The sequence below is a fragment of the Porphyromonas somerae genome (genome assembly GCF_022845615.1).
Lineage (GTDB): Bacteria > Bacteroidota > Bacteroidia > Bacteroidales > Porphyromonadaceae > Porphyromonas_A > Porphyromonas_A somerae.
This window is the reverse complement of the sequence record NZ_AP025559.1, coordinates 1,045,755-1,059,485: the sequence shown is the minus strand read 5'-3', so window position 1 is coordinate 1,059,485 and position 13,731 is coordinate 1,045,755. Positions and strand designations below refer to the sequence as shown.

The following is a 13,731-nucleotide window of genomic DNA, read 5'->3' as shown; positions in this document are numbered from 1 at the left end:
TTTTCAAAAACATCTTCTCTATATTAAGTAGGGAGATGAAGCTTGTAAGCTTATTAGTTCTTGTTTTGTTGTCTATACAGAGTTCTTATGGACAGCAGGTTTCGGGAGTAGTACAGCATGACAACAATGCGATAGAGTATTGTAATGTGATGGTTAAAAATGTGGAAGATTCTGCATTTGTTTCCGGAACAGTAACAGACCAATTGGGAACCTTCGTGATTGACAAGATAGGTGTTGGAAACTACTTCTTGGAAGTTTCATGTATAGGCTATGAAAAACAGAGAATCCCCTTTACAGTTACTTCCAATCAGAATATCCACTTGCGAGTAGAGCTTCTACGCAATGAAACTTTCTTGGACGAAGTTACAGTTACGGCTTCTCATAAAATTTGGAAGAGAACGAATAATTCATTAGCGATGAAAGTCGAGGGGACTCCGCTTGCCGATATGATTTCCGCTATTGATGTTTTAGCATATATGCCGGGAGTTATGGCTGATAATTCCGGCATAAAACTAATTGGCAAAGACAATCTGCTTATTTTGATAGATAATCGTGTAGTATCTTCATTTTCAGAGGTAGAAAACCTAAGTGTAAACTCTATTAAAACAGTCGCTCTCGAGAAAAATACAGGCGTGCGGTATAACAGCAAGTATAAATCAGTCTTGCGAATTACCACAAAGGAGCGCAGTGGTAATTCTGTGGAAATAAGTCAGAGGACGAAAGTAGGTAGGAAAATTTCCAATACAGAAAACGCCAACTTTTATCTCGCATCAAATAAAATAACACTTAATGGCGGAGTTATCACGAATTTCCGTAACGATTTGAATTACTACACTGTGGAAACACAAAATGTAGAGAATAATGTCCACTACATTAGTCGGCAGTCGATACAAAACAAACGAAAAGGCTTCGATGCTTCGCTCGGACTTAAATATGAGTTCAGCAACAATCACTACTTACAGCTATATGATGATTTCTATTACACGGGAAACAAGCCAATTAACAAAAGTACCACAGAGTATATTGAACCCGGTTTGCACGAACAGATATTCACAGAGATTGCACCAAATTACAATGAAAAGAATAATCGGTTGAACCTCTTCTATAATCTGCCGATATTGAAAGATAGTCATTTAGAATTAAATCTTGACTACATATATCAATCTTCTGATGACAACCAAGCAATCAAGAACTCCAACAAACAAAAGACAAATGAGTTTTGCATAACTTATAAAGGACGTTATAACGTTTATCTGGCTCAGCTAAACTATGTGGGCACATTTTGGCGTTCATTCGACGGAAATCTGGGCTTGGACTATATGAACTTGACGAACAATACCTTTTCCTATAATAACGCGGAAAAGGCGAATGCGATAAATAACGAGGGAGAACATAAAGAACAACAGATTGCATATTACATCAACCTGAAAAAGCAGTTAAATAAATTTGGTCTTCAAGCAGGTATCAGATACGAAACGGTTAGGCTGAAATATAAAGATACGAAAGAATATGCCGGACAAACAAAACGGATTAACAGTCTGTTCCCGTTTATGTCTTTGGAGGTAAATTTGTCTTCCAAATGGAACCTCTCCCTGACGTACGACAGAAAGATGAACCTTCCTTCTTATCAACAATTAAATCCCATCATAACCTATTACGACAAGTATAGTTATAGAATAGGAAATCCGAATTTGGAACCGGTTTACTTTAACAATTTCTCATTAAGTGCATTGTACGACAATATCTTGAACCTTTATGCGGAATACTCATTCATAAGGAACCAAATACAGGAAGTACCGATGACTGATGCTGCCAACCGACAAGTGATTAAAGTAATTCCTGTCAATATAGCGAAGAACCATCAAATAAGCATCGGAGCAAACCTGACGAAACGATTTGGAAAGCATCAGATAGGTTTCCACAGTGCACTGTTAGCGCAAAAAAATCAATTAGACAATTTACAGGTTGAAAAACATCGTTTTTTTACCTTTGTCTATGTGTCGGTTAATTATAACTATCGCTTACGGGATAATATAAACTATTACGTGAGAATGAATTATACCGGAAAGACAGAAGATACCGTCTTTAAACAATATCCGGCATTCAGCACCAGCACTGGCATTACTTTCAGTTTCTTTGATAAGAGAATGCAACTGAATATTGCTTGCAACGACCTTTTTCGTACCGAAAACTCCGATTGGGAAGTCAAGTATTTAAACATTAACAACTTACAAAGAAACAACGCAGACTCGCGATATTTTTCTATTTACCTTAAATACAATGTCAACAAGACTTCTCGCAAGAATAAAGTAAAGAGTTTGGATAATATACTGAATAGGCTGTAGTGCAACATTAACTTTGTTTTTAACTCTATTGTATGATTTTTTATAGTTTTGCAAAACAATGTGATGCAATGGATTGTGGTCCCTCTTGTTTGGTAATGATTGCCAAGCACTATGGAACACACCCCAATATTGAAGCTATACGAAAGACTTGCGATCTCGGTAAGGGAGGTGTTTCTCTCCTCGGGATTAGTAAGGCGGCAGAGGAGATTGGCTTTAAAACTATCGGTGGTCGATTGAGTTTTGACACGCTTACGTCAGAAGTACCCTTACCTTGCATCATTCATTGGAACCAGAACCACTTTGTGGTTGTTTATAAGATAAAGAAACGCAGAGGTAATCAATATGAAGTTTATGTGGCAGATCCTGGAAAAGGACTTATAACCTATACCAAAGAGGAGTTCTGCGAGCATTGGGTGAGTACTAAGACCAACGGCGAGGAGAAAGGTATTGCCCTTCTTCTCGAACCGACAGAAAAGTTCTATGTACAAAATGATACTGAAACTATTCCGACTCAGAACCGCGTAAAATTTCTTTGGAAATACCTCAGGAAGTACAGACGCTTCTTCATTCAATTGATACTTGGCTTGCTGCTCGGCTCGCTCCTGCAGCTTATCTTTCCTTTCTTGACACAAGCTATAGTAGATACGGGTATCGGAGGAAAGGACATCGGCTTTGTGTGGTTAGTGCTGTTGGCGGAGACGATGCTCCTCTTCAGCCGTACTGCCATCGACTTTATCCGCTCCAAAATACTCCTGCACATCTCCACACGTATTAATATCTCGCTCATATCGGATTTCTTCATCAAATTGATGAAACTACCGATGAAGTTCTTCGACACCAAACTGATGGGCGACCTCTTGCAACGCATTGAAGATCATCGACGTGTGGAGCAGTTCCTTACTTCAAGCAGTCTGAGCCTGCTCTTCTCTTTCTTCACATTCCTTGTCTTCGGTGTCGTCCTTGCAGTCTATAATCTCGGCATCTTTTTTGTCTTCCTCCTGGGGACATCGCTTTACGCAGGCTGGATTATCCTCTTTCTAAAAAAACGCAGACAGCTGGACTATAAGTATTTCGAGCAGGCTGGTCGTAACCGCAACGTCACCTACCAACTCATAGGCGGTATGCAGGAAATCAAACTGCAGGGGTGCGAACAGCGCAAACGGTGGGAATGGGAGGACGTGCAAGCCGACTTGTTCAAGGTCAATCTGCAATCGCTCAATCTACAACAAGTACAGCAGACAGGAAGTATTACCATCAACGAGGTAAAAAACATACTTATCACGGTACTTGCTGCCACTGCCGTAATACATGGCAGTATGACACTTGGTATGATGCTGGCAGTACAGTACATCATCGGGCAACTCAACAGCCCCGTAGAACAACTCATCCAATTTATCTACTCTTGGCAGGACGTGAGCATCAGCCTTGACCGCATGAACGAAATACATACCGAGAGCAATGAAGAAAATGCTGAAAGAACACAAAATGCCTATACGGACGAAACTGCCGAGGGACATTCACTCACGATAAAAGATCTTTCCTTTAAATACGACATCTACAGTCCGAAAGATATTCTCTCCGATATCAATCTCTCCATTCCCAATGGCAAAGTAACGGCAATCGTGGGGTCAAGCGGAAGTGGAAAGACCACGCTCGTAAAACTTCTTTTGGGATTTTACGAGCCTCTAAATGGATGCATTGAGATAGGCAATGCCAATTTGAGTGAATACAACCTCGGCTGGTGGCGAAGCCAATGCGGTGCGGTGATGCAGGAGGGGTATCTCTTTTCCGATACTATTGCGAGGAACATTGCCATATCAGACGATGAGCCCGACATCGAACGTATCCGTCATGCTGCCCGTGTGGCAAACATCGCTGACTACATCGAAGCCCTGCCTTTAGCTTACAACACGATGATAGGACAGGACGGACAGGGCATTAGTCAGGGACAACGACAACGCATTTTGATAGCAAGGGTAGTTTATAAGAATCCAATGTTCGTCTTCTTGGATGAAGCGACCAATGCCCTCGATGCCAACAATGAACGAGCCATTACAGAAAACCTCTCGGAGTTCTACAAGGGAAAAACAGTTGTAGTAGTGGCACACCGCCTTTCCACTGTTCGCGATGCCGACCAAATTGTAGTTTTGGATGAAGGTAAAATTGTAGAGGTAGGTACACACGAGGAACTGACTACTAAACGTGGTAAATATTTTGCCTTAGTAAAGAATCAATTAGAACTTGGCAACTAATATGAAAGAAGAAAAGAAACCAGAACGGAACTTTGAACTGCGTAGCGAAAAAGTTCGTAGTATCGTGGGACAGATACCCTCCTCGCTTATCCGTTATGGCATTACCGCCATCGGAATGGTGTTGCTCTGCCTTTTTGCTGTAGCCTATTTCCTGCCCTATAAACAAGTATATTCGGGTACGGCTACCATACACAAAACGGCTACCACACCAGTAGACAGCACAAATATAACCATCTTGCTTAAGTTTGAAAACAAGCGTCCTGACAAGATGAAGGGACAAATAATTTGTCTGCAATCTCCATATAGAACGTTTGCAGGACAGATACGAGACCTGTCTCCCGTCCGTGACACATTGGAGCGCCAGGAAGCACTATGCCGTTTCAAGTCAGCCGACATAAAAACTGTAGAAAACCAAACGGTGGATTTCGAGATAACTCGAACATCGGGCAATCTGCTGCAAAAAATGCTTGGGGACATCTAATTCCATCGAACATTCCTTATCTCTCTCGATAGTCAATGGTTAAACTCACTGCTTTTTCTTGCAAGGCAGTGAGTTCTTTTGTCAAACCGATAAGCTCCCACAACAATGCCTGTATGCTTTTCTCTGCCGTATAAAGGCGCATCAGTCGTACCACCTGATTGTAGTTCACTCCAATTTTATATACTTGGGCTGTGAGTTCAGAGAGCTTGCGATAATACTCCACGGCGGACTTGTCCACCGTTATCACCTTGAACTGCTCCCCTAATAATCTTGCGCGCACGAACTCTGACTTGGACATTGAGCCTGATTTGTGATAGAGGTCTATCACTCGTATTTGGTCTTTCGGGTCTGGTAAACGGACGTGCCAATCGTCCCACTTGTCGGGCATATCACCATACTTTTTCGCTACTCTTTTCCTTGATTTATCGCTTGCCATATTCTCTTGTTTTTATTTCTCTAATCACGACTTCGGAGTGATTTTATTCCCTATTTGGGGCAAGGGTCTTTGTGGGACAAACGGCAGTTTGTGTCACAAAGACACACCTTGCCAGTATAAAGAAAGAGATAGTTTGTTATGTTCCATAAAGTAACCTTTCTGGGGTGCGAGAGTTCAAAGTTCAAGAAGTAAGTCAAGAGATAAGTTTAGACTAATCTCTTGACTTACTGACTTTATGAGCTGACATATTTTTGACTAAAGTTAATTTTAACTTAGGTCGAAACTAATTTCTTGACCAAAGTCACAATTGACCATTTGACTTAAGTCGCGACTGATGTCTTAACTTAACTCATAACTTACCTGTTTGCGGTATTGGATTATAATGCCTTTCAAGCATTGTCTGTATGTCGCTCTGCTTGTATAGTATCTTCCCTCCGATTTTGTAGAAAGGAAGCGTTCCTAAGTTTCTGTACTCTTGGAGCGTGCGTGTGCTGAGCCGTAATTGGCTGCAAACCTCCTCGCCTGTTAGGTAAACCTCTCCGCCTAACATTGGACGGGCTGTAGAACAATAACGCTTCAGTTTCTTCAATATTCCCTCCATCAACTGTGCAAACATCTGCATTTGAGGGTCTTGCTGTGTAATGATTTCTTTCTCTTCCATAGTTCATTCTGTGTTTGATTTCATTAATTGTTTGCATTCAGTAACTCTGCGATGTCGCTCTCCTTATAATAGCATTTATGCCCAATGATGGAGAAAGGGATTTTACCCGTATCGCGATAGGATTGCAGGGTGCGTTTGCTGATGCCGAGCCTGCGGCATACGGCTTCATTGTCGAGCCATTCGTCCGTTTCGGGCGGATTGCCGATAAGCTGTTCAATACTGTGGATAAAGTCTGCAAATTCGGAGCAGTGCCGCTCCCACGCTTTGCGGTCGATGATAATGAGTTTCATTGCCTTGATTTTGTTTTGATTACTTTATTGTTACTCGGCAAACAAACTGTTATGCAGTCCATTGCCGTACTTATCGAGTGCAAAAGTAAACCCTCGGAAGCACCGCTGCAAGAAATGAGGATAAGCAGGGAAATAGAGAGAAAACAAGAGAAAATACCAAAGGAAATCCGTCTGTGTTATTGCGGTAATGAGATGAGGTGCCGGCTCTTTCCTTTTATTATTTTGTTGTTTTATCGATAATTCGATAGTTCGACAAATCGAGATGTCGAAGTGTCGATAGATAGTTTTATCGATAGATTATTTTGACGATATATAGTTTTGACGATATATAGTTTTGCCGATATATAGTTTTGACGATATATAGTTTTGACAACAGATAGTCATGACAACAGATAGTCATGACAATAAATTGTACAAACAACAGATAGTCCGTATTATCGTCAGTCCTATCTATTGTTGGCTGTTACGCCTTGCGTCCAAAGAGCCTGAGTATGCCGTATTCTTGTCGTGCCTATACTCTCTTACGGCAGCCCTGCTCTGCAAGGTTGGGAGAGATGAATACGACCGCACGAATATTGAAAATGGCAATACAAACTTGAAAAGAAAAATCCTGCGGTGGAGATTCTTCTCTCCATCCGCAGGACTTGACCTTGTCAGGGCAGATTGGCTGCCGTTGTACCTTTGCACGATAAGAAACGGCATCAGGGACTTTGCGTGTGCCTTTGCTTACAACGCCTTTGGGCTTACCTCTCCGTCTGACCGATTATTGGCAAATGATTGCTCTTGGTAAGCAGCACTATCGTGCCTGTGAGTTCGGTGTAAAGACGGTCGTATTGCTCGTCAGAAGCAAATGTGTCCGTCAAACCGAACTTGTCGAATGTGGCTTGAATAGCCTTATTCGACAACAATATAGGTACGAGTTTCTCTGGGAGAGGTGCAGGCAGTTCCCTTTCAAACTCATTCTCAAACACGGATACAAGCGTATCATACTTGGAAAAGTGCAAGCCTTGATACAAAACCTCGCTTGCCATGCTTTCCGCTTCGGGGTGCGTGAAACCTTGTGTCACGGCATCGCAGTAAGCTGTGAGAGCCATATCTGCCCGTGCAGTGATAAACTCCTTATCTTTCAATCTCTCAGGGTGATGCTCACTCATGTAACTTCTTAATTTCAATCGAAAGTAAGAAAGTTCCTGTTTGTTGTTCTTTTTCATAATCATTTGAGGTTCAATCGTGAATAATAAATGTTTGGTAATTACTTCCTTTTTATGCTTGTTACAATGGAACGTTCTGCCGTGCTATAGACTCACAATAACCCTCAAACATAGAATGCTCCCTGTCTGTGAGTGCAGTCATATCCTCTTGTATCTTGTGGTCGGTTATCTTTCCGTAGATTTGTGTCGTACCGATATTGCTGTGCCCGAGCATCTTGCTGAGCGTTTCCATCGAAATACCATTGGAAAGGCAAATCGTGGTTGAGAATGTGTGGCGAGCCATGTGAAAGGTCAAGCCCTTCTCTATCTGGCATATCTGCCCGATGTTCACACACGCAAAGGATGCTTTCCTTATTGTGAGATTGGGAAATATCAAGTCGTCCGCTTTCTTGTCCTTGATATAGAGCGAAAGGATTTGTTTGGCAATAGGCAGGAGCGGAATAATCGCCTCTACATCCGTTTTCTGCCTTTTGATGCGTATTTCCTCCGTGCCGTCAGCATTATGGGTGATATGCTTCGGTTTGAGCCGTTGCATATCCACACGAGCCAAACCGGTGAAGGCGCAGAAAATGAAGAGTTGCCTTGCTCGCTCGAACTGTTTGTCAATGATGGGTGTTTGCAGTATCCGCTGTAGTTCTTCCGTAGTGAGATAACGCCTTGTGCGATGTGGCAGTTCTGCTTTGTAGTCTGCAAACGGATCAATGCGGATATACTTCTTCTGCTGACCTATGCCGATGAGTTTTCTAAGGAAGATGACCACTACCTGAATAGTGGCAAGAGAGAGGTTGCGCTCTGATTTAAGGTAGAAGTCCAGCCCCTCGATAAAGCCATAGTCCAACAGGGAGTAGCGAATATCCTCCAGCCCTAAGCGTTCACGCAGATAGGACTTTATGAGCTGCGCTGCATAGATGTAATTAGCAAAGGTAGGCTTGGCAATCGTCAGTCCTACGCATGGACGCTTTTCCTCAATAAATAGTCGGGCTTCCTCCAAAAGAAAGCCTTTGGGATTGTCCTCTTCCATGAGTTCACGTTTCAACAACTCGGCAGTGATATAGCCACGTTGCCAAACTAATTCTTGATACTTCGCTTTGGCTTGTTCCTCTTTGGTTTGCAAGTAGCGGTTGATTTCCTTTGTTTCTTCGCCTATACCCTTGCACCGTCCCTTACGACTGTCCCAAAGTTCGGGAGCGATTTCCTTTCCCGTGCTGTATTGTACTTGTCCTCCATCTATGGTGATACGCCCCATAATTGGGCAGCTGCCGTTCTTCTTTTCTTTGGACCGATTGATATAGAATAGTGTCTTGAATGTGCTTCGTGCCATAATGTCAAAGTTTTAAGGTGAATGTATCTTGTATTCGCTGCTGCACTTTCTGCATATCCCGATGGATTCTTTCGGAGGAAACCGCTGCATATACCTGTGTTGTTCTCAGGTTGGTGTGTCCGAGCATACGGCTTACCGTTTCAATAGGTACACCTGCCGAGAGCGTGATAAGCGACGCAAAGGTATGGCGAGCCATATGAAAGGTTAGTGGAGTTTCCATGCCGATGTTTCTCTGTATGTAGTGCATACCATTGAGGATAATGTCGGTGGTCGGCACGTCAAAGACAAAGCCTGCACGCTTTCCCCTGTACCGCTCCATTATCGCCCAAGCAGGGGGAAGTACTTGTACACGATACGGGGTCTTGGTCTTCATGCGTCTGCCCTTGATGCAGAGTTTGCCTTCTTCAGTGACGATATTCTCCTCCCGAAGATTGCGGACATCTGAGATTGCCAGACCTGTGAAGCAGGAAAAGACAAAGAGATCACGGACAATGCGGTAGTTCTCCCACTCAATCTCCAAGTCGATGATGTGCTCAAGTTCTTCCTTCGTGATACTTCTCGGTTCGCCTTTTGGTCGCTCGTAACTGTAGCCCAAGAACGGATAGAAGTCCAGCACACCTTTCTTTACCGCTATGCGGACAATGGTCTGCAAGGTGGACAAGGCACTCGATATGCTGCTGCGCTTCAGTTTGCGGTCAATAGTGAGATAATACTCGAAGCCCTCGATAAATGCTTTGTCCAGCTGTGAGAGTGGGATGTCGCTTACCTTGTGCTTCTTCTGCACATACTCACGGAGCAAGGATAGCTGATAGGTACGGAGTTTGAACGTCTTCAAGGCTCGGTCGATGCCTATGCGCTCCTTTGTCTGTGTGAGATACTCCCCGAAACTCTCCAAGAGCAAGGCTTGACGGTGGATTTGCCCCTGATAGGCATCCCTCACATCGGTGGCGGTAAAGGCTTCTTCTCTTTCACTGAGCTCGTGAAAGCGTGCGTGGATAAGTGCGGTGCATTCACCAAGTTTCTGATTGACGGACACAGCCATGCTGCTCTTGCCGATAAGCCTTTGCTTACGACCGTCCCAAAGAGTAAGCGGAGTTTTGCATTTGGTGGAGAAGCCCGAATGGGTTCTGCCAACGGAGATTCGCCCGATGACAGGCACAAGTCCTTTCTTGTCGGTTCGTTTCGCCTGAACGAAGAACGATACTTTCAGTTTGTTTTCCTTCATTTTTCTGTCGTTTTTCCTAAATTTCCTTTGCTTGCAAAGGTACAGATGAACAAGTATTCCTGAGCGATGCAGAAAAATGAAAGATGAAGAATAAAAACCTATGACACAGTTGTTTACCTTCAATTCGTAACCCCTTTTTGCTTTTTCACGGGTGGGTTACGATTTGGTAACGGAACTCCTGCCGTTTGATGCTTCCTTTCGCCTAACTCGATAATAGCATAAAAATGCTAAATGATGATATTTCAAATAGTTACATTCCTTGCGTTTCCCCCTATTTCCCTTAATTCTTAATGACTGATTATGCCGCAAAGATGTCACTTGATATGCGATTGATTGACCCAAATCTGCCCGATGATATTGATAGTAAGGCTTCGCACTGTGCTAAAAAGGTAGCAGATTACTACTACAAATTTAACGAGCAAAAAGGGACCCAATTTATTTTCAGTGACCTCGCCACTTGGCAAGGAAATAACAATCCCAACTTTGATATTTACACCGAAATCAAAAGGAAGCTAGTAGAAGATTACGAGATACCAGAAGATGAAATTCGCTTTGCACAAGAATTTAATACAGATAAGAAAAAAGAAGAGATGTGTAAAGCGATGAATAAAGGTAATATTCGTGTTTTGATAGGCTCCACCTCTACCTTAGGTACAGGAGTGAATGCACAGGAGCGAGCCGTAGCAGTTCACCACCTTGATACGCCTTGGGTGCCATCCGCAATTGAGCAACGCAATGGCCGTGCCGTTCGCACTGGCAACTGGGTTGCGAAAGAGTTCAACAACAATAAAGTAGACATCTACCTTTATGCTGTTGAAAGAACTCTAGATGCCTACAAATTCAATCTGCTACAAAACAAGCAACAATTCATTACACAGCTGAAAAAGAATACTAGCGATAGAACCATTGATGAGGGTAATATGGACGCTGTAAATGGAATGAATTACGCAGAATTTGTAGCTGTAGTATCAGGTAATACCGCATTGCTAGACAAAGTCAAAGTAGAGCGTAAGATTTCACACCTCGAGTCACTTAAAACCGAGTATAGGAAAGAGCATTACCAAGCCCAAGAGAAGTACGAAGCCGTAAAGACCAAGATTGAGCTGTCCACTCAACGATTAGAGTCAGCCAAAAACGATGAAAGGACATTTAACGGAAAAATTCAACTTGATGATAAAAACGAAGTCATCAATAATCTTGTGCTGTACGATATTCCAGAGGTAAAAGAGGTCAATGAAATTGGTAATTATCTTCACGAGCTAGAGAAGACGATGAGGACAAACAATGCCTATAAACGTATTGGTGAGGTATATGGTTTCCCCATTCTTGTAAAGTCCGAAAGTTCTAGTAAAGAAGGTATGTTCGATTTCACCGATAACCGCTTTTTCGTCAAGGGAGAAGGAGGTGTCCTCTACACATATAACAACGGACATCTCGCAGACGATGATAAGCTTGCGAGTCTCAACTTCGTCAATGCTCTAAAGCGTATACCATCGGTGATTGAGGGGCTAGAGAAGCAAATTGATACATACAATCGTGAGTTAGCTAACTATGAGCAAATCTTATCTGTGAATAAGTTTGATAAAGAGGAGGAGCTCCAAAACTTAAAAGCAGAACTTAAAGAAATAAATGAAGAAATAGACAAGTCTCTGCATCAGTCAAAATCTGTGGATAGTACTACTGCCCAAGGAAAGACAACTACTCAAGAGTTTGGTCAAGAGGTGAAAAATGAGGCAAAGGGAAAAAATATCCCTGACGATATAATGTCTAAAGTGGTTGTTGGTTGGGGCGGTCCGAAATTCCGATAACAACCTAAGAACAGAAGGTGCAAGAATAAAGCTATCTATCGGTAGCTTTATTTTTGTTTTCTGGCACGCTTCTTGCATTTTTATCACGGTAAACACCCACACCCCCGCCACAAGTGGCGGGTACTTGTCCATAAGTAGAAGTGTCTGCACCTGCGGTAAACACATCCACACATTTATATGTGGCCGACCTATTATAGAAGTCTTAGCGACTTGTATGGACTGCATATTCGAGAGAAGCGAGAACATAAAGTCCATTACAAGTCGCAAGACGAAAAACCTCTCTAGTTTTGTTCGTATCTGAAAAGAAAAATGGCTGTGTGCGTAGCCCCTTGGGGCAAGTACTCAGCCTATGTCTAGAATGGTGTGACGAAGCGTTAGGAGGAGTCGTGCTTGAAGGGTAGCGAAAACGAGAGTGGAAGGGTCACTCGATGTTCGCGAGCGAAAGTTACGACAACGAGTAGCGAGTCTTACCATTCGTTTTTGTCTCATTAAGTCAGCCACACATTTATATGTGGCCGACTTGTTATAGAAGTCTTAGCGACTTGTATGGACTGCATATTCGAGAGAAGCGAGAACATACAGTCCATTACAAGTCGCAAGGCTGAAATTGGGCGCTTTTAATGAAAGAAAAGTGTTTTTATGTAGATTATTTTGTTAGCTTTGTAGAGTAGGAATAATCATAAATTATAGAAGAAAGATAGTATGGAAGATGATCGAATTTTACCAGAGGATCAAATTGTTCTTGCGAGAGAATTTGGTCTTTATGATCAGTGGGAGTGTCGTTTGGAGAACTATCTTTATGACAACGACCCGATAAAATCAATAGATAAAGAGTTTATTATTCTAGCTGCTTCTTCAGCTAGAAGAGTTGCATCGTACTCTAAGCATCCTCTGATGCAAGATGATGCCAACGATAGTTTGATGGCGAATGTTAGTCGGTCACTATATGAAACAATCTATGAAAGCGTATCTGAAAATTTAACCGATTATATTTATGATCTTCATCCATATTTTTTCAAATTGCTTTGCCTAAGATTGTGTGAAGAACCTGCCATTACTGAAGCTATTGATGAAGCTGGAGGTCTTGAAGAGATAGACAGAGATTACGTAGTAGCCGATGAATTGATTGATGTAACTCTCCCGAAAATAATCAAACCGATTATAGATGATTGGGGTGGCATTGACACCCTTTTCCCGGAGACCCCTCAAAATCTTATTGTAAACTATAATACCTTTGAAGACTTAAGGAAAACCGATTACATCAAAGCTTTTAATAATTGGGGTGAAGCAGGGAAAATGTATAGGGTCTATCCTACTCCAAAGTACTTATCTGTAATTGATAAGTATATCCAAGAAAATGGTGGAGCTCCTGTTAAGCACTATTTTAGAGAAAAAGTCCAGAATGGCGAATTAGAGCAAGTTCCATATCTACCTACTTGGGCAGTAGAGCGCTATTTCCCAGACGATGAGATGATGAAGAGTGAATTTGAAAAGTATAGCAAGGTTTTTGAAGAGTATTATAAACAGAGAAATATAGACTTCGTTGAGAATCTTAAGAAGTCTTTTGAAGAGACGGATAGGCAAGATTTGATTATTATAGACAAAGGCTTTTTTGTTAGAGTGCAAAGTGAAGATTGATTGTTTCGGTTTGAATTTCACCTTAAGGCGATGTGCTGCGTGCAGTACATCGCCTTAAATCTT

12 protein-coding genes are annotated in these 13,731 nt (G+C 42.2%); 6 read left to right on the top strand and 6 right to left on the bottom strand.

The features are described from left to right. The first annotated feature begins 35 nt into the window (after positions 1–35). The 3 genes from MWL85_RS04535 to MWL85_RS04525 are packed head-to-tail and all read left to right on the top strand — an operon-like array spanning position 36 to position 5,078. Positions 36–2,345 carry an outer membrane beta-barrel family protein gene (locus tag MWL85_RS04535; protein ID WP_231556693.1) on the top strand — a complete coding sequence of 770 codons (2,310 nt, stop codon included), beginning with the start codon at positions 36–38 and terminating at the stop codon, positions 2,343–2,345. 32 nt (positions 2,346–2,377) lie between these two features. After that, positions 2,378–4,597, top strand: coding sequence for a peptidase domain-containing ABC transporter (locus MWL85_RS04530; protein ID WP_219404286.1), 2,220 nt, complete (start codon positions 2,378–2,380; stop codon positions 4,595–4,597). A gap of 1 nt (position 4,598) precedes the next feature. Next, a complete protein-coding gene (locus MWL85_RS04525; RefSeq protein ID WP_004355260.1) occupies positions 4,599–5,078 on the top strand; it encodes a hypothetical protein in 480 nt (159 codons plus the stop codon). Positions 5,079–5,094: 16 nt separating this feature from the next. On the opposite strand, the gene MWL85_RS04520 is transcribed toward MWL85_RS04525, so the two are convergent. The 3 genes from MWL85_RS04520 to MWL85_RS04510 all read right to left on the bottom strand — a co-directional run bounded on the left by MWL85_RS04520 (position 5,095) and on the right by MWL85_RS04510 (position 6,450). Then, positions 5,095–5,514 (bottom strand): plasmid mobilization protein, encoded by a 420-nt coding sequence (locus tag MWL85_RS04520; RefSeq protein WP_219404287.1) that lies wholly within the window; start codon positions 5,512–5,514, stop codon positions 5,095–5,097. A 349-nt stretch (positions 5,515–5,863) separates the two neighbouring features. Continuing rightward, positions 5,864–6,175 carry a helix-turn-helix domain-containing protein gene (locus MWL85_RS04515; protein WP_004355529.1) on the bottom strand — a complete coding sequence of 104 codons (312 nt, stop codon included), beginning with the start codon at positions 6,173–6,175 and terminating at the stop codon, positions 5,864–5,866. A 23-nt stretch (positions 6,176–6,198) separates the two neighbouring features. After that, complete coding sequence (locus MWL85_RS04510) at positions 6,199–6,450, bottom strand: helix-turn-helix domain-containing protein (protein WP_232724653.1); 252 nt, start codon at positions 6,448–6,450, stop codon at positions 6,199–6,201. Here MWL85_RS04510 and MWL85_RS04505 point away from each other — a divergent pair. Next, positions 6,343–6,705: a hypothetical protein gene (locus MWL85_RS04505; RefSeq protein ID WP_230586384.1), complete on the top strand. Its 363-nt coding sequence runs from the start codon at positions 6,343–6,345 to the stop codon at positions 6,703–6,705. The two genes, MWL85_RS04510 and MWL85_RS04505, sit on opposite strands and share 108 nt — an antisense overlap. Positions 6,706–7,208: 503 nt before the next feature. Here MWL85_RS04505 and MWL85_RS04500 read toward each other — a convergent pair. The 3 genes from MWL85_RS04500 to MWL85_RS04490 all read right to left on the bottom strand — a co-directional run bounded on the left by MWL85_RS04500 (position 7,209) and on the right by MWL85_RS04490 (position 10,222). After that, complete coding sequence (locus MWL85_RS04500) at positions 7,209–7,676, bottom strand: DUF1896 domain-containing protein (RefSeq protein WP_008450577.1); 468 nt, start codon at positions 7,674–7,676, stop codon at positions 7,209–7,211. A gap of 61 nt (positions 7,677–7,737) precedes the next feature. Beyond that, positions 7,738–8,997, bottom strand: a complete 1,260-nt coding sequence (locus MWL85_RS04495) for a site-specific integrase (RefSeq protein WP_244401603.1) — start codon at positions 8,995–8,997, stop codon at positions 7,738–7,740. Positions 8,998–9,001: 4 nt separating this feature from the next. After that, positions 9,002–10,222: a site-specific integrase gene (locus MWL85_RS04490; protein WP_244401602.1), complete on the bottom strand. Its 1,221-nt coding sequence runs from the start codon at positions 10,220–10,222 to the stop codon at positions 9,002–9,004. A 311-nt stretch (positions 10,223–10,533) separates the two neighbouring features. Here MWL85_RS04490 and MWL85_RS04485 point away from each other — a divergent pair, with 311 nt between their 5' ends. Then, positions 10,534–12,030 (top strand): helicase-related protein, encoded by a 1,497-nt coding sequence (locus MWL85_RS04485; protein ID WP_244401601.1) that lies wholly within the window; start codon positions 10,534–10,536, stop codon positions 12,028–12,030. A 702-nt stretch (positions 12,031–12,732) separates the two neighbouring features. Beyond that, entirely contained in the window at positions 12,733–13,668 is a 936-nt protein-coding gene (locus MWL85_RS04480) for a DUF1896 domain-containing protein (RefSeq protein ID WP_244401600.1), read from the top strand. Positions 13,669–13,731 lie beyond the last annotated feature (63 nt).

Bases quoted from the DNA above. Each gene is read 5' to 3' on its own strand.
- MWL85_RS04535 (WP_231556693.1), top strand. From the start codon at position 36: ATGAAGCTTGTAAGCTTATTAGTTCTTGTTTTGTTGTCTATACAGAGT.
- MWL85_RS04530 (WP_219404286.1), top strand. From the start codon at position 2,378: ATGATTTTTTATAGTTTTGCAAAACAATGTGATGCAATGGATTGTGGT.
- MWL85_RS04525 (WP_004355260.1), top strand. From the start codon at position 4,599: ATGAAAGAAGAAAAGAAACCAGAACGGAACTTTGAACTGCGTAGCGAA.
- MWL85_RS04520 (WP_219404287.1), bottom strand. From the start codon at position 5,514: ATGGCAAGCGATAAATCAAGGAAAAGAGTAGCGAAAAAGTATGGTGAT.
- MWL85_RS04515 (WP_004355529.1), bottom strand. From the start codon at position 6,175: ATGGAAGAGAAAGAAATCATTACACAGCAAGACCCTCAAATGCAGATG.
- MWL85_RS04500 (WP_008450577.1), bottom strand. From the start codon at position 7,676: ATGAAAAAGAACAACAAACAGGAACTTTCTTACTTTCGATTGAAATTA.
- MWL85_RS04495 (WP_244401603.1), bottom strand. From the start codon at position 8,997: ATGGCACGAAGCACATTCAAGACACTATTCTATATCAATCGGTCCAAA.
- MWL85_RS04490 (WP_244401602.1), bottom strand. From the start codon at position 10,222: ATGAAGGAAAACAAACTGAAAGTATCGTTCTTCGTTCAGGCGAAACGA.
- MWL85_RS04485 (WP_244401601.1), top strand. From the start codon at position 10,534: ATGTCACTTGATATGCGATTGATTGACCCAAATCTGCCCGATGATATT.
- MWL85_RS04480 (WP_244401600.1), top strand. From the start codon at position 12,733: ATGGAAGATGATCGAATTTTACCAGAGGATCAAATTGTTCTTGCGAGA.